The organism is uncultured Campylobacter sp. (genome assembly GCF_937959485.1).
Lineage (GTDB): Bacteria > Campylobacterota > Campylobacteria > Campylobacterales > Campylobacteraceae > Campylobacter_B.
In genome coordinates, this window is sequence record NZ_CALGPY010000001.1 from 1 (window position 1) to 25,233 (window position 25,233).

Sequence of the window (25,233 nt, forward strand, 5' to 3'; positions counted from 1 at the left end):
TTTTTACGAGATCGCGAAAGGCTAGGGCGTTAAAATTTTAAAAGCTTTTTCGCGGCGCAGCGCGGCAAAAAGCGGCTTGCATTTTGGCGTCATCGCAGGCGGTGCCCGCCGCATGCGAGCTAGAGAAGCGGCGCAAAGACAGCGCGTTTAAATTTAATGCCGAAGCTGCGTTGCCATAGATAGAGCGCTTGCCGCACGCGAGCTAAAGGCGGCGCAATGCTAGCTAGCGTTAAATTTAGCGCCGAATTGCGCCGCCGCAAAGATATGACGGCGCACCAGGTTTAGGAAACGATCCTGATGCGGCGTGCTGATCTTTAAATAGGCTAAGCTTGTTCAAAAGTGGCGTTAAATTATGAAATTTATATACACGGCGCAAAGATACAGACTCTAAACGGTGCTTTTTGGGTGTCGGTGGATTATTGAAGTAAGTCGAATAATAGGATAGCAAAAGCGGGCTTGGAGTCGCGGGAGATCGCGAATGCACGCCTTTAAATTTAGCCTGCTTACCGTGCTTCTTTGAGTTTTTACGTTTATTTTGGCGGATTTTAATCGCCTGCGTGCCTAATGCGCGCTCATGCACGATACTTGCGTGCTTCAATACCTGCGATCGGAAGTGCATAAACGCCGTGAAATTTTATCGCATACTTCGGTTTTTATTTAGCCCGTAGAATTTGATTGCGCCGAAATTTTAGCGCAGATCGCGCTAAAAGCCCCGCGTCATAAATCGTCGCAGCCGATAAAATTTAATTCGCGCCGTTTTGCCGCGATAAAATTCTATGGAATTTTTTGAATGCTGGCTGCAAAATTTCAAGCCGTTACGTGCCTTGCGGCGACGCTAAAATTCTGCCGCGATAGAATTTCGCGCCGGAATTTTACGCCGCGCGGCGTATCTGTTAGAGCGAGCTTTAGGCGATAAAATTTAGGGCAGAGTTGCGGGCAAAATTCTAAATTCCAAAGTAAAATTTTGCCCGTTAAGTCTAGCGCACGATCACTTTGTCGATCCAGTCAAAAAGCTCCTCAAGATCGTAATCGCCGCCGTGTCCTTGCCCCCAAGGCACCGCAAAATCGACGTTTTTGCCCGCATTTTGCAAGCTAAGCGCCAAAATTGCAGGGATCGCAAGCGCCGTGTCGCGATCGCTCGCGCCGTGTCGGATGCGGTAAAATTTTGCGCCGTTTTCGTTGCGCACGAAGCTCATCGTATCCATCATCTCTACGATCCGCGCATCTGCGATCAGCACCCCTTTGGCGGGGTCATTCATCGCGCCAAAATCCGTAAAATGCGCCGCGTTAAATTTGGCGCCGCCGAACAGCTCGTTTTCGGGATTTTCAAGCGCAAAGCCGTCGAATGCGGGCGGGGTTTTGGCGCGCGGCTCGGAGGTCGCGTAGCCCCAAAAAAGCATATGCGATTGCGATGCGTCGTCCTTGATCTTTGCATCGAGGTATAGGGGCGCCTTCGCGCGCGGATTTTTCGCCGCAAAATTAGCAAATGAGGCCGATATGAGCCCGTTTATGTAATCTTTGAAGCTGCCGTCGCCGTTTTTATCCAGGCTTAGCGCGCGGCCGCCCCCGTCCTTCAAGCTTAGCGAGTTCAGATAGGCGGGGAATTGCGCCTTTAGCTCGTCTGAAATTTTAATCTGCGCTGCGCTTAGTTTGCCGCTTAGCATCTTGCGCGCTGGCTTTGCGGCGCTTTGATTTGCGCCTTTTTTGGAATTTTTTTCAGCGCCGCTAGAATTTTTGCCACGCTCGTTAAATCCCGCTGCATCAAGGCCGCTAAAATCCATCTTTTCATATTCGCTCTGCGCGCCGAACATCCACTCATACGCCGCGTCCGCGTGCTTTAGATTTGTGATCGGGCAGTATGAGGACGCCGCGTAAATTTTATCGCTCGCCTTCGCAGCGCCCAGCTCCTGCAGATACGGCTCGTACGCGGCCTCGTCCCCGCTCGCTCCTAAAAGCGCCGAGAGCGCTCCGCCCGCGCTCGTGCCGTTTGAGATGATCCTGTTTGCGTCCCCCGGCATCGCCGCGTCGTTAAATTTCAGATACCGCACAGCTGCCTTTAGATCGACGATCGCTGCGGGCGCCTTGCCGATATAATCGCCATTTGCGCCCTTTAGCGTGCGTCCGCGCGCTGCGGGAGCGGCTACGACGTAACCGCGCGAAAGCGCCGTAGCGATCGCGTTTGGTTTGCCGCTTTCGTCTATTTTGACCTCGCCCGCTTCGCCCGGCATGTAGCCGCCCACGCCGTTTGGCAAAAATATCGGCGCGCTTGCGGCGTCAAATTTGCCGCTCTTGCGCCCCTCAAAATACTGCTGCGGGATGAAGATATTCATACTCTGATAGCGCGCGCTTACGGGTTTTGCGACGTAGATTATGTTTTTGTAGGCGCGAAATTTTATCTTTTTGCCGCCTACGATCACGCTTTCTTGCGTAAAATTTGCGGCGTTAAATTTCAGATCTATTTGCGCGCTTTGCGCCGCAACCTCGGCGTTTAGGCTTAGCACGCCGCAAAGTATCGCAGCGCCTAAAGCAAAAAGTTTTTTACTCATTGGCATCTCCTTTCTATTTTGATATCGCCGCTTTTTAGCCCTTTAAGCAGCTTAATGACAAAGCTAATTTTAGCAAAACTCGGCGAATACTTAAATCCACTACGCGTCTAAATTTTAAAATTTAAACGCAAAGGCATCTGCAAGTTGAAAGGAATTTTAAACTCGAAATATTATTTTAGTGGGTATTTGCAATCCGCCGCCGCAAAAGCTAGCTGCATCAAATTCTGCTCGTTAATTTATAAGCTTGAGCTGCGTTTCGAAGGCGGATTTGGGGTAGAGGCCGATGAGTTTTTTGACCGCTTTGCCATTTTTATCGTAGATCACCGACGTGGGGGTGCCGAAAATGCCGCCTACGATGGTTTCAAAGTATTTTACGGAGTTTGCGCCGCTGACGCTTGGGAATTTTATCCCCTTTTCGCGAGCGACCGCGGCATCGGCTTCCAGACCTTTACCGTCGCCTAAAATGCCGATAATCAGCGCGTCGCCGCTAGCTTGCAGCTCGTTTAGTGCGGGCACTTGGGCTTTGCACGCACCGCAGCCGCTAGTATAGAAAAACAGCACGAGCGGCTTGTCGTTGCCCTCGATCTTTAGCGTGTGCTCGGAAGGGTCGAACTTGGAGGCAAGCGAGGTGCCGTCGCTGCTTAGATGGTGCTTCTGCCCGTCGCAGCCTGCGAGCAGCAGCGCGAGCACAGCGGCGGCAACTTTTAAATTTAAAAATTTTATCATCTAAAACCCGCCTTCTGGTGCGCTAAATCGGCCTTTAAATTTGCGTTTGAAATTTTAAAATTTACGGCGCGATCTCTGCCGGAATTTATATCGTGGTATGCGTTGAAAATTATATCTCGATCTATGTTGAGGCACATGTCGCGACTCGCGCCGTAATTTGCGCCCGTGGCGTTTCGGCTTTTAAAATTTAGACTTTTTAAATTTTTACCCACTCCGCTAGACTTTGCATCGGCGCTTGATCTTTCTAGGCAAACGGCTTTGGCGGGACATGCGCAGCAAAGAGCCGCGCCTGCTCGCGCGAGCTTTGTGCGGATCCAAAAATAGCGCGAGCGGGCGGTAAAATTTTTAAATTTTGACGCAGCTTTATTTTTCATCATGCGAGCTAAATTTTACGCACCCGAATTTTTGGCACCTTGATTTTCGCCGTTAGAATTTTCGGCACTCTGATCTTCGCCACCTAAATTTTGCGAAGCGGAATTTTTCTCATTCGTGCTCGAATTTTTATCGCCGTTCTTCGCTTTTAAATTTTCGACGCTAGAGCTTTGCGAAGCGCTTTTGTTTGGATCGCGATCTGAAATTTTATCTTGCGAGCCGAGATTGTGCTTCATCGTGCTTTGATCCAAAAGCTCTATTCGATCGAGCTTGCCGTGCCTTAGGCGCACCACTTTGTCGGCAAATTTGCCGAGCTCTTCGTTGTGCGTGACCAAAAGCAGCGTCTTGCCCTCGCTACGAAGCGTCTGAAAGAGCTGCAAAACCACGCGCTCGTTGGCCTCGTCGAGGTTGCCCGTAGGCTCGTCGGCGATGATGATGTCGGGGTCATTGATGAGTGCGCGAGCGATGCAGACGCGCTGCTGCTCGCCGCCGCTAAGCTCGCTAGGGCGGTGCGTAATGCGGTGCCCGAGCCCCACTTTCTCAAGTGCTGCCTTGGCGCTGTCCTCGTCCACGCAGCTGTGGTAGTATTGATTTAACATAACGTTTTCGACGGCCGTTAGGTAAGGAATTAGGTGAAACTGCTGAAACACGAGACCGATCTTTTTGCGGCGAAATTCTAAAATTTGCTCGTCATTTAGCGCGCTCGCGTCGGCTCCGCCCAGGATATATCTGCCCGCGGTGGGGGTGTCCATCAGGCTTAAGATATTTACTAGCGTACTCTTGCCGCTGCCGCTTGGACCCATTATGCTGACCCACTCGCCGCTTAAAACGTCGAAGCTGATATTATCGAGTGCCTTGACCTCGCCGAAGTATTTGCAGATGCCTTCAAATTTTAAAATTTCCATGTCATTCCCTTAATAGATTCGCTAAATTCGGATTCAGCGCCTTTTTGATCGGATAGTAGCTTGCCGCGAGCGCAAAAATCAGGCTCAGCGCGACCGCCGCAAAGAGGCTAATCAGCCTAAAATCCACGCTGCTTGAAAATATCAGATGCCCGAGCAAGATCGCGAGCAGGTATCCCACGAATACCCCCACTAGCGAGCCTGCGACGCAGACGGTTAAAATTTCGCTCAGGATCAGGTGGAGCAAATTTTGCTTGCTCGCGCCGATTGCGCGGATGAGCGCGAACTCTTTGATCCGCGAAAGCAGGATCGAGCTAAGGCTCGTGTTGATGCAGACCGAGGTGATCAGAAGGATCGTAATGCCGATAAGAAGCATCAAAAGCTTGATTTTATTTAAGATGATGCCTTGGGTCTTGGATACCTTGCCGATCGGCGCGAAGCTCATCTGCGCATCGCTCAGGCTTTTTGAAATTTCGCTAAGCTGCTTAAAATCGCCGCTTACGATCGCTTCGGCGTAGTTTACCTGCGCAGGCTGATTTAAAATTTTTTGCGCCAGCGGCAGCGAGATTAGCAACATGCCGTCCTCTTTCTGCCCGTCATAGACGATGCCTTTTATCTTAACCTTGCTCGTTTCGTTTGAGCCGATCGGCGTGATCTCGATACTATCGCCGAGCTTCGCGCCCAAAAGTTTAGCGAGATCTTGTCCGATGAGAGCGTTTTTATCGTCGAAATCCACGCCGATAAACGAGCCCTCTTTAAGATCCAAAAACGGCATAGTATCGCGCAGGGAGGAGAAATTTACGCCCATGATGATGCCTGAGTTTACGCCTAAATTTGCGCTGCCGAAAAGGTATTTATTCGCGCTTTTTAGAGCTGGAATTTTGGCAAATTTCGCATCGAGCGCCGCTTCATCCATATGAGAATTTTCTAAATTTGCGGGGCTTACGATTAAATTTGCGCCGTAGCTGTTTAACTCGCTGGCGACCTTTTTATCGATGTCGGCGTAGATATTTACGAACGCCGCGCAAACCGCGCTGCCTAGCATGATCGCGACGAAAATTACGAAGCTGCGGATGCCGCTGTTGATGATACTTTTAAAGATCGCGCCTCTGAAAAACGCTCCGTTATTTCCTACCATAAAGCACCTCCGCAGGCAATAGCTTGATCACTCCGCGTAGCGGTAAGATCGAGCCGATAATGCAAATAAGAAGTCCAAAGACGATGCTAAGCGGAAAGACCATAAGTGAGACGCCGATAAAGGAGCCAAAAATTTGATACGCGATCGCCCAGCTAAGTGCGTAGCCCACGACTGCGCCCACGAGTGAGCTTGCTACGCAGATGACAAAAATTTCAGCGGCGAACTGGATATAGATCATAAAGTTGCTTGCTCCCAGCGCCTTAAGCAAGCCGATCTCCTTTTTGCGCTTGTAAATCTCGCTGCTTAGCAGGCTCGTGATGCAGATGCTTGAAATTAGCAGCGACAGAATGCTTACGACGCCCATTAAATTTTGAATTTTTTTCGTGATGCCGCTTTGAGCTTCGCTGACGCTAAGCACCGCCTTAGCGGTCGCGTTTGGATACTCCTCGGTGATCTGATATGCGATGGAGCTAACGTATGCCGAGCAATACCATGTGTCGTATTCTGTGGCGTCTAGATTATCAAGGCTCCTTCTTGCCTTTACGGATAGATCGTCTTCGGGGATCGTCATGGCGCTGACTTCTGCCTTAGCGATGAGACCCTCTTTGTGCGTTAGCTTTTGTACCAGCGATAAATTTGCGATCAGCTTTTTGGCTTCATCCTCCGCGCCGTGCAAAATCCCTACGACTTTAACCTCATAATCTCCAAGCTTAACCGTATCGCCGACCTTTAGCCCAAGCCCGTCGCCTGCGAGCACCTCATTCTCGACGCCGTCTTTTACCCACTGCCCCTCTACGCTCCAAAATGGATAGAGCGAGCGCACGCCCGATCTGAAATCAGGCTCGTCGCTAACGCCCACGTCCTTTTCAAAGTAGGTTCCCACGACGTCGTAATCTCCCGCGCGGGTAGTTAAAAAAGGCGCAAAGGCGGTGATATTATTGCGCCAAAAAATTTCTTTGATCTTATGCAGCTCGCTCTCTTTTAAGAAATCGTCATTCTTAAGCGGAGAGTATTCGCGCCCGCCGATCTCGATGCTTAGGCTTTGCGAGCGCGGTAGCACTACAATATTTGAGCCGTAGCTACGTAGCTCCTTAGCGACCTGATCGCCAATTTTTAGCGTGATATTTAGCATGCAAGCGATCAGCGAAACCGATAAAAATATCGTCAAAAACGCTAGAATTTTGCTATCCCTGGAGTTTAAAATGGATGATTTGATGATGCGTAAAAACATTATTTAAGCTCCTTTAGCGTGCCGTTTTCATCTACATAGCGCTCGGGGTGCGCGGTGAAGGCGTTTGCATTCGCTTCGCTTTCGAAAAAGTAGGTGCGTCCGTAGTAAAGATAGCTAAATTTAGAGGTGTTTAAAATTTCTTTTCTACTGACCGGATCGATCACCTTTTTATCCACAATCTCCGAGAAATAGGACGCGCCATCTTCGATCGTCTTAAGCGCGATGACGATATTTTGCCCCTCTAGCTTATAATCCAGCGGGATCGGGTTGCAGCCGCCCAGCTTGCCGACGCTCGGCAAAAATATACGCACGTTGCAAGCGATGCAGATGAGCTCGTCGCCTTTTTTGATATAGCCCATATCGCCGCAGATCGAGCACGCGTCAAAAACCGCGACCGGGGCAAATTTGTCCGTGAAGCGGTTTAGTAGAAAAAATCTAACCTTATGCCCGTCGTCGGTAACGTAGGCAAAGCGGTGCAGCTTGCCATCTTTTACGATGTTTGCATCGATTATGAATTCCGCGCCTTGCGGCTCGATGATCTTAGGTTCATCGATCGTAGGCGGTTTTGAGGCGACCAAGATATAATAAAGCCCCAAAAAGCTGATTAAAATCCCAAGCGATAAGATCAGGCTAAAATCTCTAAAAATGGCAAATCTGCCCGCTTTAACTTCTCTAAATTTTATAATGTCCGCTTCGCGAGGCACTCGACTTGGCGCACGAAATGCCGTAAGTAGCGCAATTAGCGCGGCTATAAGGCAAAGAGCTAGCGTCAGATAGGAGTTATTGTAGTGGATGATTTTAGCGATGACGCTTAGAAACTCGGACGAGCCGATCGCGTTTGAAAGCCCTTCAAAACCCTTCGCAGCTAGTGCTTTGGGCGCGTCTGCCTGGCGCAGATCAAGGCCTAAAAAGCCGATTTTAGCGATAAAGGCAAACGCCCACACGATGACGAATGACGCTAGCTTTGCGCCTCTGCTTGCGCGCGCTAGAGCTGAGCGATAAATAAAATAGAATAAAATTAGCGCCAGCGCACCTAAAACCGCCATGAAGAGGTTGGTTAGGCTGAAGCTGTCCAATAGCTCGCCGGAGAAAATTTTAAAATTCATCCCTATGAAGCGGTATTCAAATCCATACGCGCAACCAAGAGCAAAAATAACTATAGCGGTAAGATAGAATCGCTTAAACTTAAACGCAAACAGCAGCGCGAGCAGCGCTAAAAGTGCGAGCGCATCAAATACGATCTTGCCCGTATCGGCGTTTGCCGAGCGCGCAAATGCGCTAAAGCACAGCGCCCCGAATGCAGCTCCTAAAAGCGCGGGCAAAAACGATGCGCTGATAAAGCGCCTGCCGCCCAGATACGCGCTTAAAAACGCGAGCGGAAATAGAGCCAAGCTAACGTGATAAAAAAATATCGTCATTAAAAATCCTCATCGAGCCTAATGCGCGTAAATCGCCTATAATCGCTTAAATTTTAAAATTTTAAAACCTACGCCATTTTGTAAATTTTAAAATTTTAAATCCACTCGCAAAAAAGTTCGCAACGGCAAGAGCCACCCGCAAAGAGAAATTTCGCCTCGCTTTTGTTTTGGTTTTGTCTCGTCCTTGCAGCGCGCTAAATTTTAAAATTTTAATTCTCTTGAAATTTTAAAATCTTGCCGCAGCTAAAAAGATTCGTAAGCTTAAACGCATTAAAGCAAAAACGACGCGCTTTAGCTGCGGCGTAGCGGTTAAATTTAAACGGGCTAAATTTAACCGCCTTAAATTTAAAGTGTGCGGCTAAACCCGATACCGCTAGGACTCCGCCGAAAACAGACTCGGCGGAGCCATCTATGATTTACTCTTTAGGAGCGCCTGTGTATTGGAAGGTGTATTTAACCGAGAACGGCTCCCACCATTTGCCTACGCCGGTCGCTTTGTCTGCGTGGCGACCAAATCCGTTGGCGCTTGGATTTTCGATGTTATAGGTTAGCTCGTAGTTGCCTACACCGTTTACCATCTTGATATTGGCGCCGTAGTGAGGGCCGTCGCTAGCTACCATCGGCATGAAATTTCCCTTTTGAATCTTGCCGGTATCTAGGTTTTTAAGCACGTAAGCTATTTTTAGATAAGGGATCCATTCGCCCTCGCCAAATCCATTTGCGTTGCCTTTGATAGCGTGGATATCCGCCTCAAGGTGGATGTCCGCCTTGCTAGGAGCTAGATCGATGCCTTTAGGCTCCATATCGATAGGCTGAAGATACACAGCAGCGATCTCCATTCCATTTTGCTCAATCGGCTCGCCGATCGGATGCTCTCCCGCCATTGCTATAACAGAGGCTAGGCTTAGTGCCAACATACCTGAAAAAATCTTTTTCATCTTTTCTCTCCTTATTGAGATTTGTTTTTTTGCTTATTTTTTAAGATTAAAATTCCTACGACTAGAAGCACGATCATCACTGCTTGCGGCACGAGGCTCTGGACGTAAGGATAAAATCCGATCCACGTAATCGTTGGAAGCCCGTCTATTACCGTAGGCACGAATACCTTGCCCTCGACTAGCTCCATCACGCCCTTGCCCACAAATACGACGGACATATAAAATATGATGACCGATGTAGCGATGAAAAATGGCTTGATAGCGATTTTAAGCGAGAATTTTTTGATAACGATATAAACTATAATAAGAGCCGCCAGACCCGCTACAAAGCCCGCTGCTACCATGCTGGTAGCTGCCGGACTTTTAGCATCGAAAAGTAGTGCCAGATAAAATAGCACCGTCTCTGCGCCCTCACGATAAACCGCCAAAAATACCGTCCACCAAAGCATCTTGCTATCGCCAGAACTTAGGCTGTTTGAAATTTGACCTTGGATATAGGCGCTCCACTTTTTGGAGCTTGCATTCGAAAGAAGCCAAAAGCCCACATAAAATAGCAGAACTACGGCGATTAACATCACCGCGCCCTCCATCACTTCGCGCGTTTGCCCTGCATTTTCGCTACCAAAGATATAATTCAGCCCGTAAGCCGTAGCGATACTTAGCACAACCGCGACGCCAAGAGCGCTGTAAACGATATTTAGGTGCTTTGAGTTGCCGGATTTTATAAGTAGAGCGATGACTGCAGCTACGATGATGAGCGCTTCAAATCCTTCACGCAAGATGATGATAAACGCGTATAAAAATAGATCCCAGTTGCTTGATTTCTTCGTTAGCTCTAGGCTTTGGGTAAGCTGATCAAATAGCTTATTTTGCGCCACTACGATCTGCTCTTTGGAAGCGCCCGCGCGCATAAGAGCTGAAATTTTATTAAAGCTTGCTTCGGTGTCTAGCTTGAGCTGTGTGTCTTTGGCACCGACGATATTTTCCATGCCGCTCTCTTCGTATTCATCAAAGTAGATATTGCCACTTTCGTCAATCGCGTCATCAACCTTGCCGCTCTCGTAAAGCTGCAAAACCTTAGCCATTTTGTCTTTGATATTTTGTACAATCGGCGTAAAATCCTTGCCCTCATCCTCACTAGTATCACTTTGTGCTAACGCAGTCTGCGGCGCTATGGAGTAGCTTTCTTGCGGCAAATCATTTACGGCTTTTAATGCTAGATTATCTAGGGCGTTTATCGCCTCGTCAAATTTTGATTTGTCCGTATCCGCATCCTCGCGCAAGAGATTTCCGATGATCTGCTGGATTGATTGATCGGTTTGAGACGAGACATATTTTCGTACCGCCTCTTCTAGACGTTCGTTGCGGTAGATATCAAATTTTGCGCGATTTAGCGCAGCTTTTAGCGCAGCAGTGTCTTTTTTATCAAACGCAGCTTTAGCGTTATCCAGCTCAGTTTTAAATTCCGTATAGACGCTCATCCAAGGCGAAGTTGTACCGGATGCTGCGGAATTCCCGCCTGAGGCTGGCGCAGAAGTGCTGCCGTCGCCTCCGTCTTGATACTCGGCTACGAGACGATGACCAGATTCGATCGCAGGCAGAACCTCGTCAATCTCGCGATTTAGATTATCGATCATCGCTTGGATCTCATTTAGGGGCTTTTCGGCTTTGATCGCTTTACGGATATCGCCGAATTGCTTCTCCATATCGTAGGATTTTTTCTGTCCTAAATTTATGCGGATACCAGCTTCTAGATTTTCAAAATGCCCAAAATACGCCTCTTGAGTTATCTTTCTAGCCTCAGAATTATTACCATCGACATAAAGCTTGATCGCTTGAGCGAATTTCTCTTTTATCGTCGCTGCTTCCGCGCGATAATCCGTATCCGCAAAAAGCATAGCAAGCGGAAAAATTAGAGCTAAAACCGCAAATTTAAAAAATTTCATCTGAACCTTCTTGAGTTAAATTCATACATTAAATTTCAAAATCGAGCGGCAATTATATGTAGAAAAATCTTAAAAAGTAATAAAAAAAGCGGTTATCATAAAGAACGAAAGCGGCTAAATTCTCAATTGCAAGAGCTTTTTGATAGATAGAATTTAATAGAATTTAGGATATGGCGGAATTTTAAAAGGCAGTCGGATTTTGCTCCGACTGCTAAAATTTTAATGAAGTTTCGACCAAATTTTACTTTTCCAAAGACCTGCAAAAACAGAAAGTATCAAGAAATAGATCATAATATTTATGGTCGTAGCTTCACGCTCGGCTTTTTTGCTATCGCCTACGTCAGCTAGATACTCCACGACCTTGGCTTCAGCGTTTTCGTTCAAGCCTACGCGCGGCATCGAAGTGCCTGGAAGCTTCTTTTGCGTATCATTGATAAACTCGTGCAGATAGTTGGCGCCCTTAGAACGGATCATCATCGAAAGATCAGGAGGCGTCGAGCCCATATATGCAGCCAAGCTAGCCTTATCGCTGGATGCAAAGAGCTTATCATATTTGACGTCGTGACATCTTAAACAAGCATCCTCAAAAACTGCCTTGCTTAAAAGGAATTTTTTCTGCGCTTCATTTAGTTCAGTGCCTTGCTTGATATCGCTAGCAGCAGCCTCAGAGGCGATTAGCTTATCCTCGCTAGGAGCGAGCGATTTTAGATAGGCTACGATATCGGCGATCTCTTGATTTAGATCACCGCCTGCACCGAAAAATCCAGGCATCGGAAAAGGTTTTTCGTCGCCAAATTTCTGATCTAGCTTAAGAGCCATGATCGGATCTTTGATGAGCGCAGCTAAGAATTTATCGGTGTATAGATAGCCTGCACTGCTAAGATCCGGAGGATTGACGCCGTATGCGGCACTAGCGCTTGCCGCGTCCATAGGAGCGGGGATATTTGCACTTTTTACTCCATGACATGCGGTGCAGCCTGCATTTGTAAAGGTTTCAGCGCCGCGTACGGCATCGCCTTTGCTAAGATCGATTTTATTTATCTCATCCCAAAAAAGCACCGTTTTATCTTGTTGCTCTTTCGCACTGGCTAGGGCTTTTTTAGAATTTTTTATCATCGTCTCATCTCCGCCCTTTTCTGCTGCGGCCAAAGCGCTTTCTGCTGCGGCTACGTTATGCGCGGCCAAAGCCGTATCGCCTGCTGCAAAATCGTAATTTACCGGATCGGTGTGCGGACTGAGCTTAGTATGAGCATAAGGCTCGATAAACCAGTATAAAATTCCCACACAAAAAAGTACCAAGATTAGGGTTCTTATCTCTTTCATGACTAGACCCTCTTTCTTTCTGCGATTGTAATTAACGGAAGCACTACGACGAGCAATCCGATATAGATGATTGATAAAGCAAAGCCCCAGTATTTATTTTCGATACCAAGCTCCGCGCCGTCTGCAGGGAGCTTGCCAAAAAGGCTAAGCAGGATCATGTCGATCACTAAGACCCAGAACCAAATGAAAAATGCCTTGTTTTTGTGTGCGGGCGCCACTACGCTGCTGCGATCAAATAACGGGATAAAAAACAGCGAAACTCCAGCGAAGGCAAAGGCGATAAGTCCGATGTCGGCGGCCTTAAGCGGTCCTACATCAAAGTAAAATCCGCGCAAAATTTCATACTCCCAAAGGAAGTACCACTCCGGATAGATATGCGTCGGGGTTTTGAGGCTGTTTGCCGGCTCGAAATTTATCGGATCCATCGCAAAATCGAAGTGAAAGCCGACCAAATAAAAGAAAAATATCATAAAGATACTGACATAGAAAAAATCCTTCGCCAAAAAGCCCGGCCAAAACGGAATTACCTTGCTTTCGCTAGTTTTGCCCTGCAGATACTTCTCGCCCTCGAGCTCAAAGTCAATCTCCTCGCCGTCTAGGTTATTTACATGCGGAAATCTAAGCGAATAAAAATGCACTGCCAGCACCGCAACCACCACGAGAGGCAGTAAGCAGACGTGAAGCATAAAAAATCGCGTTAGTGTTGGATCACTAACAGCATAATCGCCGCGAATCCATTCGACTATTGCATCGCCCACTACTGGAATTCCGCCGAACAAATTTGTAATAACCATCGCCGCCCAGTAGCTCATCTGCCCCCACGGAAGCATATAGCCACTGAAAGCCTCAGCCGAAAAGATGATGAAAAGTAGCATTCCGCTTACCCAAATCATCTCTCGCCCTTGCTTATACGAGCGGTAATAAATAGCTACTAAAGTATGAATGTATAATATCAAAAATACGACCGATGCCGATACTGCGTGGATATGACGCCATAGCCAGCCGTATTCGACCTCCTTCATAATCGTGAAATTTACGCTATCGAATGCTAAATTGACATCTGGCTTATAATACATCACGAGCATCAAACCGCTTACGAATAAAACTATAAATAGCGTCATCAAAATAACGCCCATCGCCCAAAGGAAGCTGATATTTTTAGGAATCCAATACTCGCTTACCATCACCTTGAAAAATTTCGTTACGGCGAGCCTTTGGTCGAACCAATCCCAAACTCCCGTAGCCTTTCTGATATGTGCCATCTGCGCCTCCTATGCTTTCTGCTTTAGGGCTTGGTATTCGGGGCCCTCTTCGCCTAAAACGAGTTTCGTTCCGTCGATTTTAAAGGGCGGTATATCCATAGGACGCGGCGGCGGACCGAATACGTTTACGCCGTTAGCATCGAAAATCCCGCCGTGACATGCACAGATGAATTGTTGCGTCGATGGCTTGTAGCTAGGAATACAGCCTAAATGGGTGCAAAGGCCGATGCAAAGCGTATATCTAGCATCCCCTACGACGACATCGCGGGCATCGTTTTTAGGCATATCGGCAGTCTTTTTAAGCACGAAAATCGGCTTTTTGCGCCACTGTGTTTGATACAGCTCGCCCTCTTTGATCGGACTTAGATCTACCGTAGTGACGCCGGCAGCGCGCACGCTAGGTAGCGGATCCCACGATTTCTTCATCCCCACTAGCGCAAAAACACCACCCACAGCGGCAACTGCGCCGAAAGTAAGCCCGATAAAGCCTCGTCTATCTTGTTTTAGATCAGACATCTTTATCCTTTCAAATTAAGAAATTGACAAGCGTCAATTTTAGCCAAATAAAGATTAAATCAATATGATTATAAGCAGAAATTTAGCTTAACCTTGCAAGCTAAATTATATTTTAAGATAATTTTAATGCCTAGCAAGGCGTTTTAGCGGTTTAAAATTTTATAAATTCAAATTCTATTATATTCTATCATGGCGCGGAATTTAAAATTTTAAAAATTTTATCATGCGAAATTCGCTATGGCAAGGACATGCAAAATTTTAAAATTTCGACTCCATAAATAAAATTTCATAAAGCGCGAGATTTTAAATTTTAAATTTAAAGATGAGCATAGAATTTATAAAATCAAATCTTAAAATTTCACTGCTCGGCTATGGCAGCGGCGGGGCGAATTTTGCACTAGCGCGCTAGCTGAAATTTTAAAATTCTAGAATTCGTCGCACTTCTGTCGCATGAAAAAATTCCGCTAGAAGTAAAATTTAAAACATTAAAATCCCATAGCGGTGCAAATTCCAAATCATTAAAATTTTACGACGTCTTAAAATTTCAAGCATCAAAAAATTCTGTCGCGATGCAAAATTTTAAAATTTAGCGCAATCGTGAGCCATAAAATTCTATAAAATTCTACGGGATCCTAAAGCCTAGCCAAAATTTAAAGATAAATTTCATAAATCCTTAAAGCTTCAGCAAGCTGCGAAATCAGGGCGAAATTTCAAAATTATTATTCTGAAATTTGGGCCCCACCTATCTAAAGCCTAGCCGATTTGCCCGAGCGGAAATACGCCGCGATCGCAAGTGCCACCATCGAAGCAACCATCACATACGCCCAGCCAGGCACCGGAATGCGCTCGCCACTAGCATAAGAGTGCATGCCGCTTAGGTAGAAATTTACACCAAAATAGGTCATTATGACGCTAAAATACGCAAACATTGAGGCTACGGCAAAAGCGAATTGATTGTTGAGCTTGCGCATAAACCTAAAATGCACGACTACCGCGTAGATGAAAATCGTAATGAGCGCCCAGGTCTCCTTCGGATCCCAGCCCCAGTAACGCCCCCAGCTTTCGTTCGCCCACACGCCGCCTAGGAAGTTGCCGACCGTCAGCAAGCAAAGCCCTAGGATCATCGACATTTCGTTGATATGCGTAGCCTCCGTGATATTGCGAGCGATCTCCGGGTTTTTCTTGTCGAATAAAAACATCGCGAGGGTAAAAATTCCAAGCAGCATGCAAAGCCCCAAAAATCCGTAGCTTGCTGTGATTACCGAGACGTGGATCGTAAGCCAGTGAGATTTTAGAACCGGCTGGAGATTGGTGATTTGTGGATCGATGTCGCTAAGATGCGCCACCATCAGCGTTATGCCCGCCATTATCGAGGTAAGCGCCAGCGAAATGGCGGATTTGCGCGAGAAAAATATTCCGCTTAGCGACAGTGCCCACGCGATGTAGATGAGCGATTCGTAGGAGTTGCTCCACGGCGCGTGCCCCGAGACGTAGCCGCGTAGCGCAAGACCTGCAGTATGCGCGATAAAAGCGACGATATTTACGACATAAACTAGCTTAAACGCGCCGCCTAAGCGAAGAGCGGGCTTCATCATTCGCAAAAAGATAAAGATCAGAAGCAAAAATCCCGAGATAGTGTAGATCGGAAAGAGGCGAGAAAAAATTTTAGCCTTATTAAATAAAATTTCATATTTTATTGCGCTCTCACTAGGCATTAAATTTGCGCCGTTTTGTGCCTGGTATTTTTTGACGTAGCTTAGCATCTTTTCCGCGCCGCTCCAATCCCCGCTTTCTTGGGCATAGACCACGGACGAAACGAATATTCCCATCATCTTTTTAACTTCAGTTGATTCGTTTTGATCCAGCGCATCGCCTAGATATAGCGGCGAAAGCCACTCGTTATTTTTAGCGTTCTTAACCGGAATAATTCTAAAATAATCCCCCATAAACGCCGAGTAAAAGACGTTTACGCGCTCATTTACCTTGATGATCTCTTTATCTAGCACACCGCGATTGCCCAAAGGCTTTCGGTTGATCTCCTCGACCATTTTATCGAGCTTGTAGTAGCTCTCGCCGCCTTTAAATTCAAAAAAATCCATCATGCTGGCGTGGCTTTGCTTCTCGTCCATACCTAGAATTTTCTTAAGCTCCGGCTCGCTAACCTTGATAATCGGCGCACGCCTCCAGTAGCTTTGATTTAGCATAAACGAAAGCGCGGCGGCGTTGTGGTTTAAAATTTCGCCATTTGGCGCCTTGTAGTTGTCGGCGCGGTAAATTTTATTTAAAAGCTCCCTAGAAACGGTATCAAAAGGCTCCATTCGCCCATCAAATCCCTGAATTACGAGGCTTGCTAAATCCTCACTAAATTTAGGATCAAATTTCGGCACGGCTAGCTCGCCTTCCATAGTAGAAAAATTATGCGGCGGGACGGAGTCTTGCTCGGCTGCAGATTCTTGCGAAGCGGAGCTCTGCTTGGAATTTTCGGCGGCGGAATTCGGCGCGGAATTTTGCACGGAATTTTGCGAAGCGGGATCTTGCACGCCAGCCGAGCTTTGCGGCGCGGAATTTTGTGTAGCTGCGTTTGAGACGGAACTAGAATTTTGAGTAGTGGAGTTTTGTTCGGCATTTGCTGCGCTAGGATACAATGCAGCCAAGCTCAAAGCCAATGCGCCTACTAATGCTAATGCTGCGCCTTTGGTACCGCGTCGCGATTTTTTGGTGCGTTTTGATATGGAGCTTTCTGCGGAGCTTACGGGCACCGAGCTAGACGCAGAATTTTTAGAATTTACATCTTTTTCTCTAGCAAGATGCGTATTTTCGCTGATTAAGCGCGAGAGCTTGAAAAAGCGCGAGCCTCGGTTGAAAAAGTTAAAAAACATCCCTACGCATAGCAGAAAGTATCCGACGTAGGTCGGGATCTTGCCAGGGTCTTTATTGAGCGAAAACACCGTACCACGCTCATCCGTGTCGTATGAGCTTTGGAAAAATCGGTATCCGCCGTAATCGAGCACGTGATTCATAAAAATATCATAATCAAAGCTCGAATTGCCGTCTTTTAGCGTGATTTCGCTTTTATATCCGGAGGGCGAATTGGTACCCGGATAGCGATCCATCACAAAGTCGCGAAGCGCGATTTTAAAAGGCAGATGAAGCATCTTTGGCGCCAAGGCTACGATGAAATTCTTATCTCCCACCTTGTAGCTAGCGCCATGCAAATCCCTAGGCACGTAGATTTCGCGACTCTGCCCCGCAAAGCTTAGTGTAGCTACTACGCCGGGCTCACCCGGTAAATTCGCATCGACCGGGACGAATTTCTCGACCGCAGAGCTAAGCAGGCTAACGGGGGCGAAATTTATTCCGTCGAAGCTGTAAAGCAAAAGATTGCCTAGCGGATTATCCTCGTTTTTCTTAAGCGGCGCAGTGCTCATATCAGCCATTTTAGTGGCGTTTATATCAAGACTTGAGTTTAGATAGAATTTGCCGTCTTTGGATTTTATATAGATGAAATTCTTACTTTTAGGCTCTGCATTAAAAGTAATACTAAGCTCGCCTATATCCATGCTTTCGCCTGATTGCAAGGAGACATTTTGGCTGCCAACATTGTTTGAAAATAATAGTTCCACGCGCGCAGGAGCCTGTCCGGTCGGATCTTGCACCCATTTTAGCTCGCCGTGTTCTACGAGCTCTTTAAATTTTAAATTTGCGATCCTGCCCTCTACGTCTAGATTGAGATCGAAGTTCATCCGTCCTGCGCCGTTTAAAAATTTGCTCTCGTCAGCAGATATAAACTCGCCGTCACTGCCTAAAGTAAGAAGCTGAACGACCTCGTCTTTAGTCGTTACGATCGAGCTCTCGCCGCCCTCTCTTATATGGATATTGCCCTCAAAGCCGAAATATCTCGTCAAAATCGCTCCAGCAAGCATAAACAAAAAGCTTACGTGAAAGATTAGCGCAGGCAACGTGCGAAGTTTAATCATGCGGTAACGATAGATATTGTAGGTTAAATTTACTCCCAAAAGCACCATCAGCGCGCCAAACCACGCAGTAGAATAAACCATCGCCCAAGCTACTTCCGTGCCGTAAGCGGTCTCTACGAAAGTGGCGATCGCACAGGCTAGCGCCAAAATCAGTAGCATCACTGACGCGCACTCCATACTAAAAAATGTCTTCATTGATTTCCTTTAGATTTACGAGGGTTTTCAAAATCGCGAGATTTTAGCAAAAATTGCTTAATTTTTCATTTTACGGCTTGCAAGCGCACGCCTGCTAGCGTAGCGCGAATATGCGTTAAGATGCTCTGATAAAGCGGTAAAATTCTCATCTTAGGCATTCGCGCAGGAATTTAACGGCGCGGATAAATTTTGTAAAATGCTGCAGAATTTGGCGAAATTCTATGTAAATTTCATGCGCCATCTCATAGCGTAATTTCTAATTTAGAATTCCGCTGCGATAAAATTTTATCTTTGCGGAATTCCTTATTATTATTTTTTGCCTTGGGTATATGCGAGCTCGCACACGTCGCCCACGGCTTGGTGGCACGGGATCGCCGAGATCGAGTTATTGGGCGAGCCGTCAATCACTTTGTCTGAATAAACCAAATAGATTAGCGAGCTCTGCACCGCATCGTAAAGCCTAACTACATGGGTCTTTTTGAAGATCAACGAGCTGCGTTTTTCAAAAATATCCTCTTTTTTCAACTCCTCTTTGATGATGATTTTAGGCGCTGTCTGCACGCACGACACAGAGGCTTCGGAGCGGTCCTCCTCCACGCCGATGATCTCTTTGGCACCACCTTTTTTGGCGTAAGAGACGTAGCAGGTCACGCCGTCGATCTTAGGATCTTTAACTGCGATAACTTCGATGCGATCGTCTTTGCCAAAAATTCTAAACGAAGTATTTACGCTACCTACGAGCTCGTAATCGCCCGCAAAAGCAAAAGCCGCTAAAATCGCTGCTAGAATAAATTTTTTCATAATCATCCTTTGGAATTTTAGCGGCGATTTTATCATTTATAATATAAATATTAAGCAAGTTTTTATAAAATACCGCGATTTAAATTTAAAGGAATTTTATGATCGAAGATATCTTTAGAGAATACGATATTCGCGGCATCGTGGGCGAGGAGCTAAACGAGCGCAGCGTAAAAGCGATCGGCTTCGCTCTTGGCAAACATATCGCAAATTTAGGGCTTGAGCGCGTTAGCGTGGGATACGACGCCCGTCTTAGCGCGGATGAGCTTTTCGGCTATTTCGTAAGCGGGCTAAATTTCGCCGGGTTGCGGATTTATAATATCGGCTTGCTACCGACGCCGGTGGGCTATTTTAGCGTATTTACGCATAAATTTGACGCAAACGTAATGATCACAGGCTCGCACAATCCCAAAAATTACAACGGCTTTAAGATCACGATCGGCACGGATAGCTTCTTCGGCAAGGATTTGAAGCGCCTCGGCGCGCAGGTGCGAGAGCTGATCGGTTCAAATTTTGAAATTCCAACTAACGCAAGCGCCGAGAGATACGACATTTTAAGCGAGTATCTAGCATATTTTGAGAAGGAATTTGCAGCGCTTAAGGGCTTTGCCGCGCCTTTTATCATTGACTGCGCAAACGGAGCTGCAGGCGTTACCGCTACTAAAATCATAGGAAGGCTAGAGCTAAACGCTAAAGTTTTATTTCCACAGCCGGACGGCAACTTCCCAAACCACCACCCCGATCCCAGCGAGGAGAAAAATTTAGCGGATCTTAAAGCTGCGATGAGCCGCGACGGCGTGGCTCTAGGCTTCGGCTTTGACGGAGATGCCGATAGGATCGCCGTGCTTACGCCGCGCCGCAACATCAAAGGCGACGAGCTAGCCTGCCTGCTTGCCTTAAATATGCACCATCCGCGCATCCTAGGCGAGGTCAAATGCTCTCAAGCGATGTATGACACCATCGATAAGATCGGCAAAAGCTTTATGGGCAAGACCGGTCACAGCAACATCAAAAAGGCGATGAAGGAGCTTGGTATCGATCTTGCCGCCGAGGTTAGCGGGCATATTTATTTTAAGGAGCGATATTTCGGCTTTGATGACGGCGTATATGCGATGATGCGCGTGCTTGAGCTCGTAGCTAAAGGATATGATTTAGACGCCGAGCTAGACAAGCTGCCGCGGGTTTTTAGCACCGATGAGATTAAATTTAATACGAGCGAGGAGGCAAAATTTAAGATCATCGAGACTCTTAAAGCTCAAATCCACGCAGGTATCGCGGAGCTGCCACCCATCCGCGATATTATCGAGATCGACGGCATCAGAGTGCGATTTGATAACGGCTGGGCGCTCGTACGGGCAAGCAACACCACGCCTGTGATCGTAACTCGCTTCGAGGCCAGCAGCCCTGAGTTTCGCGACGAGATGCAGCGCGTATTTTTAGGTAAACTAGAAAATTTAAAGGACCAGAGATGAACGAATCTGAAAAGCAAGAGGTTGAGAAAAATATAAAAGAGCTTTTGGCTGCGAGAGCGGAATTTTTTAAATTCTTAGATGAGCGCGTGCCAAAAATCGCGGATACCGACGTATTTGATTTCGAGCGCGCAGGTGCGGCTAGCCTGAAAGAAGTTTATGCGAAATTTTACGGCTACGACTACGCCGCGCGCAAGCTGCTGCCATATTTATACCGCACTTACGGGCTAGACTTCGATGTCTGAGATCATCTTAGATCGCGCCGCTTATGCGCACAATCTAGCGCAAATCGCCGCCAAAGTAGGTGGAGCGGAGCGAGTATTTTTGGTAGCCAAGGACAATTCATACGGCCATGGCTGTAGGCTTTGCTGCGAGGAAGCGGCAAAGCTAGGCTTCGTACGCGCCGTAACGCGAAGTGCTGCGGAAGCTGCGCAGATTGCGGATTTATTTGATGAAATTTTAGTGCTCTCACACATTCCGCGTGGGGACGAGGACGAGCGGTTTTGCTATGCAATCAACGATATGAGCTACTTCTCGCGTCTTAAACGAGGGCTTAAAATTTATATCGCTGCAGATACCGCTATGCACCGCAACGGCATCGGTGCGAGCGGGCTAGATGAGGCGCTTAGGCTATGCAAGGCGGGCGGATTTAAGCTTCACGGCTTTTTCACACACTTTCGCGCAAGCGACGAGCTAAGTGGAGATTTTTTCGCGCAGAGGCAAAATTTCATAGAATTTAAGCGCCTTGCGAGGCAAAAAGCCGCCGCCGCGGGCTTTGAAAATTTAAAATTTCATTCGAGCAACTCCGCAGCTATCGAGCGCAGAGCGGACTTTGAGAACGAATACGTGCGCGTGGGTATGGCGCAATTTGGATATCCGCAATTTGACGAGAGCCTAAATTTACACCCCGTGCTAAAGCTCTATGCCGATCTGATCAGCTCGCGCGTGCTGAAAAAAGGCGAACGCGTGGGCTACGGCGCTAAATTTGAAGCGCCACGCGATATGAGGATCGGCACATACGATCTGGGCTACGCAGACGGGCTATTTCGCTACGACGGCGAGGACGAGCTAGCGCTTGCAAGCGGGCAAAAAATGCTCGGAAAAATGTCGATGGATAGCTTCTGTGCGGAATTCGGCGGCGAGCGAGTTTGCGTGCTGAATGACGCGCGAGCCTGGGCGAAGCACTTCGGCACGATCGAATATGAAATTTTAGTCAAATTAAATTCCAACATCCCAAGGAGATTTCAATGAAAGAGCTGCAAGGAGAAAATAACGAGCGTATAAGTTACGACGATAAAGGCTTATCTGCGCGAGGCGAGAGCTTTGGCGGAGGAGAGTATCCGCGCCAAAAAGGAGGGCTTCATATCTTAATCAAAGCTCTAATCGTCTTAGTGATTGCGGCGATTGCGTTTGCGATATTTGCAGTGCCGGTTTACAATAAACTCGTAAGCAAAGATGAAGAAGTTAAGGCTGCGTGGAGCCAGGTGCAAAATCAATATCAGCGCCGCGCCGATTTGATTCCAAATTTCGTAGAAACCGTCAAAGGCTACGCAAGCCATGAAAAAGATACCTTAGAAGGCGTCATAAATGCCCGCGCTAAGGCAACCGCTGTCAATATCAATGCAGAAAGTTTAGCGCAAGATCCAGAGGCGTTTGCGAAATTTAACGGCGCTCAAGGCGAGCTTAGCTCGGCCCTATCGCGCTTGATGCTGGTAGTCGAGCGCTACCCGGATCTTAAGGCAAATCAGAATTTCGCCGACCTGCAAAATCAGCTCGAAGGCACGGAAAACCGCATCGCCGTAGCGCGCAAGGACTACATCGCCTCGGTACAGGAATACAACAAGCTAATTAGAACCTTTCCTACGAACATCATCGCGCGCATCGTAGGACTAGGCGGCGCTAAACCTAGCTTTAGCGCTGATAGCTCAAGCCAAAAAGCCCCTAGCGTTTCGTTTAAATAATGCTAAAGGCGGCAAATGCTAAGCGAGCAGTGCAAGCAAAGAATCCACGAGCTAATCACGAAAGCCGAAACCGCAAGCGGTGCGCAGATCGTCTGCGTGGTCGCGCGCGAAGCAAGCGAGGACTGCGAAGCTAGCTATAGCGCGGCGGCAGTGACGGCGTTTGTGATCGGCATCGTTATGTGCTTCGTGCCGCAAATAAGCAAAGCTGAGCTACTGCAGATCGTAGCGCTCAGCTTCATTGCGATTAAAGCTCTGCTAGCTAAATGTCCCGCGCTTTTAATTCTAATCACACCTAAATCTCGCAGACTTCGGCTCTCTGGCGAGTTTGCGATGCAAAAATTTTACGAGCGTTATGGCAGCGTAAAAGAAGTGATAATGTTTTGTGTCTGCGTCCGCGAGCGCTGCGCTCATATCATCTGCGGCGCGCAAGCGGCGGAGTTTATCTCTAAGGTTGAGTTTGAACGTATCACGACAGAATTTAACCCCAGCACGCAAGGTCTTGAGCCTGCCGTTTTAAAGGCGATGGACGCGCTGTGCGAGCTAGCCATGCGAGTGCCTAAAGATAGCGAAAATAACGAGATAGAAGAGACCTTGGTGGAGCTGCGATGAGAGTGGCTTGGAAATTTGCTTTTGCCCTGATGGCGCTATTTGTAATAAGCGTCGCCGCACCTAGCGAGTATCTAGCCCATCCAAACGGCACCGCTGTAATCGATGAGGCTGGTATTTTACGCTCAGCCGCGAGAGAGAGTCTGAATGAAATTTTAACGACTTTCGATAAAAATTCCTCAAACCAGATCATACTCGTAAGCCTAAAATCGCTCGGAGATTACTCTATCGAGGAAATCGGCGTAGAGCAGGCGCGTGCTCTTGGTATAGGGCAAAAAGGGCGCGACAACGGCGTACTGCTGCTTGTTGCTCCGCACGAGCATAAAGTGCGTATCGAGGTCGGATACGGGCTAGAGGGCGTGTTAACCGATATGCGCGCCAAGCGCATCATCAGCAATAAAATTCTGCCCTATTTTAGGCAGGGAGATTACGAAAGCGGCGTCATTAGCGGGATTTCGGCGATCATTAGCACGATCGAAGGCGGCGATATAAAATTTGATCCGCTTAACGCCAACGCGCAGCAGGATCCGAGCAACAAGGACTTTGCGATCTTTATGGTGCTTTTTGCAGTCTTGCTTTTTGCGATACTAAGCCGCCGCGTGACGCGTCGCAGAAGAAGTGACGAGGATATAATCTCGAGCGCGGACATCATAAGCGAAATCGCGCGCTCATCGCGCATGAGAGGCGGCTCATCCGGGGATTTTGGTAGATTTGGAGGAAGTGGAGGTTTTAGCAGAGGCGGCTTCAGTGGGGGTGGCGGAAGTTTCGGCGGAGGCGGTGCTAGCGGAAGCTGGTAGTTACGGAATTTTATCAAAATTCCAAATCGTAGAATTTTGTATAAATTTTAAAATTTTAGAATTTCTAAATTCGGCTACTTGCGCAGAAAAACAGCACGAACGGCTTGTCGTTGCCCTCGATCTTTAGCGTGCGCTCGGAGGGGTCGAACTTGGAAGCAAGCGAGGTGCCGTCGCTGCTTAGATGGTGCTTCCATCCGTCGCAGCCTGAGAGTAGCAGCGCGAACACGGCGGCAGCAACTTTTAAATTTAAAAATTTCATAATCTAAAATCCGTCCTTAAATCTGCTTTTAAAACTGCTAAATTCGCTTTTAAATTTGCGTTTGAAATTTTAAAATTCACAGCGCGATCCCTATTGGAATTTATATCATAATCTGCGTTAGAAATTATGTCGCGATCTGCACTAGGGCGTATGTCATAACCCGCGTCGTAATCTGTACTAAAGTCTATATAGTCACCCGCCTAGCAATTTGTACTCGTAGCGTTTCGGTTTTTAAAATTTAGACTTTTAAAATTTCGGCTTTTTAAATTTTTACCCACTCCGCTCGGCTTCACATCGGCGCTTGATCTTTTGAGGCAAACGGCTTCGGCGAGACGTGCGCGGCAAAGAGCCGCACCTGCTCGCGCGAGCTTTGTGCGAACCCAAAAAAAGCGCGGGCGGGCGGTGAAATTTTTAAATTTTAACGTAGCTTTATTTTTCATCATGCGAGCTAAATTTTACGCACCGTCATTTTATGCGCCCGCATTTTTGGTACCTTGATTTTCGCCGTTAGAATTTTCGGCACCCTGATCTTCGCTGTTAGAATTCTGCGAGGCGGAATTTTTAGAATTATATTTTTTTGATATTGGAATTTTCTGTAGCCGAAGCATTTACGCTCGCATTTTTGCCATTAGAATTTTCGTCGATTAAATTTATTCTTTGCAGAATTTTAAATCCAAATTACGCGCCCTATTATTTCATCACATCATCGCGGGTTATTTACGTAAAATTTCACCTATTAAAAATTTGGACGCAAAATTCAACCTGCGAAATCTCGATAAAATTTTGCCATTAAATTACGAAACGAAATTCTACCTCGCAATTCCGCCGCTATTTTTTGGCGATTTTATAGTAG

21 protein-coding genes and 1 pseudogene are annotated in these 25,233 nt (G+C 47.2%); 6 read left to right on the top strand and 16 right to left on the bottom strand.

Annotated features, from left to right (window positions below; genetic code table 11):
• Nucleotides 1–977: 977 nt before the first annotated feature.
• The 14 genes and pseudogenes from Q0380_RS00005 to Q0380_RS00070 all read right to left on the bottom strand — a co-directional run bounded on the left by Q0380_RS00005 (nt 978) and on the right by Q0380_RS00070 (nt 19,291).
• The gene (locus tag Q0380_RS00005) at nt 978–2,546 is read right to left on the bottom strand and encodes a subtype B tannase (RefSeq protein WP_298958610.1); all 1,569 of its coding nucleotides are present in this window, start codon (nt 2,544–2,546) and stop codon (nt 978–980) included.
• Nucleotides 2,547–2,777: 231 nt separating this feature from the next.
• Nucleotides 2,778–3,272 carry a TlpA disulfide reductase family protein gene (locus Q0380_RS00010; protein WP_298958612.1) on the bottom strand — a complete coding sequence of 165 codons (495 nt, stop codon included), beginning with the start codon at nt 3,270–3,272 and terminating at the stop codon, nt 2,778–2,780.
• Nucleotides 3,269–3,646 carry a hypothetical protein gene (locus tag Q0380_RS00015; protein WP_298958615.1) on the bottom strand — a complete coding sequence of 126 codons (378 nt, stop codon included), beginning with the start codon at nt 3,644–3,646 and terminating at the stop codon, nt 3,269–3,271. Before Q0380_RS00015 ends, Q0380_RS00010 begins: the two co-directional genes overlap by 4 nt.
• A 264-nt stretch (nt 3,647–3,910) precedes the next feature.
• Nucleotides 3,911–4,549 (bottom strand): annotated as a pseudogene (locus Q0380_RS00020) (ABC transporter ATP-binding protein); the annotation flags it as partial.
• A gap of 1 nt (nt 4,550) precedes the next feature.
• Nucleotides 4,551–5,684, bottom strand: a complete 1,134-nt coding sequence (locus tag Q0380_RS00025; RefSeq protein ID WP_297998098.1) for an FtsX-like permease family protein — start codon at nt 5,682–5,684, stop codon at nt 4,551–4,553.
• Nucleotides 5,671–6,915, bottom strand: coding sequence for an ABC transporter permease (locus tag Q0380_RS00030; RefSeq protein WP_298958618.1), 1,245 nt, complete (start codon nt 6,913–6,915; stop codon nt 5,671–5,673). Before Q0380_RS00030 ends, Q0380_RS00025 begins: the two co-directional genes overlap by 14 nt.
• Nucleotides 6,915–8,333, bottom strand: a complete 1,419-nt coding sequence (locus Q0380_RS00035; RefSeq protein ID WP_298958620.1) for a Fe-S-containing protein — start codon at nt 8,331–8,333, stop codon at nt 6,915–6,917. Before Q0380_RS00035 ends, Q0380_RS00030 begins: the two co-directional genes overlap by 1 nt.
• A 416-nt stretch (nt 8,334–8,749) precedes the next feature.
• On the bottom strand, nt 8,750–9,271 hold the full coding sequence (locus tag Q0380_RS00040; RefSeq protein WP_005869331.1) for an iron transporter: 522 nt from the start codon (nt 9,269–9,271) through the stop codon (nt 8,750–8,752).
• Between the two features lie 11 nt (nt 9,272–9,282).
• A complete protein-coding gene (locus Q0380_RS00045) occupies nt 9,283–11,217 on the bottom strand; it encodes an FTR1 family protein (protein WP_298958621.1) in 1,935 nt (644 codons plus the stop codon).
• 219 nt (nt 11,218–11,436) lie between these two features.
• Entirely contained in the window at nt 11,437–12,540 is a 1,104-nt protein-coding gene (locus Q0380_RS00050; RefSeq protein ID WP_298958622.1) for a c-type cytochrome, read from the bottom strand.
• Nucleotides 12,541–12,542: 2 nt separating this feature from the next.
• Nucleotides 12,543–13,802 (bottom strand): cytochrome bc complex cytochrome b subunit, encoded by a 1,260-nt coding sequence (locus Q0380_RS00055; RefSeq protein ID WP_297922814.1) that lies wholly within the window; start codon nt 13,800–13,802, stop codon nt 12,543–12,545.
• Between the two features lie 9 nt (nt 13,803–13,811).
• Nucleotides 13,812–14,318, bottom strand: coding sequence for a ubiquinol-cytochrome c reductase iron-sulfur subunit (gene petA, locus Q0380_RS00060; protein ID WP_177387024.1), 507 nt, complete (start codon nt 14,316–14,318; stop codon nt 13,812–13,814).
• Nucleotides 14,319–15,064: 746 nt separating this feature from the next.
• Nucleotides 15,065–18,490, bottom strand: coding sequence for a cytochrome c biogenesis protein CcsA (ccsA, locus tag Q0380_RS00065; protein ID WP_298958624.1), 3,426 nt, complete (start codon nt 18,488–18,490; stop codon nt 15,065–15,067).
• 309 nt (nt 18,491–18,799) lie between these two features.
• Nucleotides 18,800–19,291 carry a CreA family protein gene (locus Q0380_RS00070; protein ID WP_298958626.1) on the bottom strand — a complete coding sequence of 164 codons (492 nt, stop codon included), beginning with the start codon at nt 19,289–19,291 and terminating at the stop codon, nt 18,800–18,802.
• A gap of 98 nt (nt 19,292–19,389) precedes the next feature.
• Between Q0380_RS00070 and Q0380_RS00075 the strand changes: the two genes are divergently transcribed.
• Genes Q0380_RS00075 through Q0380_RS00100 form a run of 6 tightly spaced genes read left to right on the top strand, consistent with a single transcriptional unit; the run spans nt 19,390 to nt 24,121 of the window.
• Nucleotides 19,390–20,760, top strand: a complete 1,371-nt coding sequence (locus Q0380_RS00075; RefSeq protein ID WP_298958628.1) for a phosphomannomutase/phosphoglucomutase — start codon at nt 19,390–19,392, stop codon at nt 20,758–20,760.
• Complete coding sequence (gene cmeU, locus Q0380_RS00080) at nt 20,757–21,002, top strand: CmeU family protein (RefSeq protein WP_298051192.1); 246 nt, start codon at nt 20,757–20,759, stop codon at nt 21,000–21,002. The genes Q0380_RS00075 and cmeU overlap by 4 nt, the downstream gene beginning before the upstream one ends.
• On the top strand, nt 20,995–22,008 hold the full coding sequence (locus Q0380_RS00085; protein ID WP_298958632.1) for an alanine racemase: 1,014 nt from the start codon (nt 20,995–20,997) through the stop codon (nt 22,006–22,008). The genes cmeU and Q0380_RS00085 overlap by 8 nt, the downstream gene beginning before the upstream one ends.
• Nucleotides 22,005–22,718 (top strand): LemA family protein, encoded by a 714-nt coding sequence (locus tag Q0380_RS00090; protein WP_298958635.1) that lies wholly within the window; start codon nt 22,005–22,007, stop codon nt 22,716–22,718. The genes Q0380_RS00085 and Q0380_RS00090 overlap by 4 nt, the downstream gene beginning before the upstream one ends.
• Before the next feature lie 15 nt (nt 22,719–22,733).
• Nucleotides 22,734–23,327, top strand: coding sequence for a hypothetical protein (locus Q0380_RS00095; protein ID WP_298958638.1), 594 nt, complete (start codon nt 22,734–22,736; stop codon nt 23,325–23,327).
• Nucleotides 23,324–24,121: a TPM domain-containing protein gene (locus tag Q0380_RS00100; RefSeq protein WP_298958641.1), complete on the top strand. Its 798-nt coding sequence runs from the start codon at nt 23,324–23,326 to the stop codon at nt 24,119–24,121. Before Q0380_RS00095 ends, Q0380_RS00100 begins: the two co-directional genes overlap by 4 nt.
• 64 nt (nt 24,122–24,185) lie before the next feature.
• On the opposite strand, the gene Q0380_RS00105 is transcribed toward Q0380_RS00100, so the two are convergent.
• On the bottom strand, nt 24,186–24,380 hold the full coding sequence (locus tag Q0380_RS00105) for a hypothetical protein (RefSeq protein ID WP_298958644.1): 195 nt from the start codon (nt 24,378–24,380) through the stop codon (nt 24,186–24,188).
• 470 nt (nt 24,381–24,850) lie between these two features.
• Entirely contained in the window at nt 24,851–24,988 is a 138-nt protein-coding gene (locus Q0380_RS00110; protein WP_298958646.1) for a hypothetical protein, read from the bottom strand.
• Nucleotides 24,989–25,233: the final 245 nt, after the last annotated feature.

Coding starts and splice junctions, on each gene's coding strand:
- Q0380_RS00005 (WP_298958610.1), bottom strand. CDS start 2,546: ATGAGTAAAAAACTTTTTGCTTTAGGCGCTGCGATACTTTGCGGCGTG.
- Q0380_RS00010 (WP_298958612.1), bottom strand. CDS start 3,272: ATGATAAAATTTTTAAATTTAAAAGTTGCCGCCGCTGTGCTCGCGCTG.
- Q0380_RS00015 (WP_298958615.1), bottom strand. CDS start 3,646: ATGAAAAATAAAGCTGCGTCAAAATTTAAAAATTTTACCGCCCGCTCG.
- Q0380_RS00025 (WP_297998098.1), bottom strand. CDS start 5,684: ATGGTAGGAAATAACGGAGCGTTTTTCAGAGGCGCGATCTTTAAAAGT.
- Q0380_RS00030 (WP_298958618.1), bottom strand. CDS start 6,915: ATGTTTTTACGCATCATCAAATCATCCATTTTAAACTCCAGGGATAGC.
- Q0380_RS00035 (WP_298958620.1), bottom strand. CDS start 8,333: ATGACGATATTTTTTTATCACGTTAGCTTGGCTCTATTTCCGCTCGCG.
- Q0380_RS00040 (WP_005869331.1), bottom strand. CDS start 9,271: ATGAAAAAGATTTTTTCAGGTATGTTGGCACTAAGCCTAGCCTCTGTT.
- Q0380_RS00045 (WP_298958621.1), bottom strand. CDS start 11,217: ATGAAATTTTTTAAATTTGCGGTTTTAGCTCTAATTTTTCCGCTTGCT.
- Q0380_RS00050 (WP_298958622.1), bottom strand. CDS start 12,540: ATGAAAGAGATAAGAACCCTAATCTTGGTACTTTTTTGTGTGGGAATT.
- Q0380_RS00055 (WP_297922814.1), bottom strand. CDS start 13,802: ATGGCACATATCAGAAAGGCTACGGGAGTTTGGGATTGGTTCGACCAA.
- petA (WP_177387024.1), bottom strand. CDS start 14,318: ATGTCTGATCTAAAACAAGATAGACGAGGCTTTATCGGGCTTACTTTC.
- ccsA (WP_298958624.1), bottom strand. CDS start 18,490: ATGAAGACATTTTTTAGTATGGAGTGCGCGTCAGTGATGCTACTGATT.
- Q0380_RS00070 (WP_298958626.1), bottom strand. CDS start 19,291: ATGAAAAAATTTATTCTAGCAGCGATTTTAGCGGCTTTTGCTTTTGCG.
- Q0380_RS00075 (WP_298958628.1), top strand. CDS start 19,390: ATGATCGAAGATATCTTTAGAGAATACGATATTCGCGGCATCGTGGGC.
- cmeU (WP_298051192.1), top strand. CDS start 20,757: ATGAACGAATCTGAAAAGCAAGAGGTTGAGAAAAATATAAAAGAGCTT.
- Q0380_RS00085 (WP_298958632.1), top strand. CDS start 20,995: ATGTCTGAGATCATCTTAGATCGCGCCGCTTATGCGCACAATCTAGCG.
- Q0380_RS00090 (WP_298958635.1), top strand. CDS start 22,005: ATGAAAGAGCTGCAAGGAGAAAATAACGAGCGTATAAGTTACGACGAT.
- Q0380_RS00095 (WP_298958638.1), top strand. CDS start 22,734: ATGCTAAGCGAGCAGTGCAAGCAAAGAATCCACGAGCTAATCACGAAA.
- Q0380_RS00100 (WP_298958641.1), top strand. CDS start 23,324: ATGAGAGTGGCTTGGAAATTTGCTTTTGCCCTGATGGCGCTATTTGTA.
- Q0380_RS00105 (WP_298958644.1), bottom strand. CDS start 24,380: ATGAAATTTTTAAATTTAAAAGTTGCTGCCGCCGTGTTCGCGCTGCTA.
- Q0380_RS00110 (WP_298958646.1), bottom strand. CDS start 24,988: ATGCTTCGGCTACAGAAAATTCCAATATCAAAAAAATATAATTCTAAA.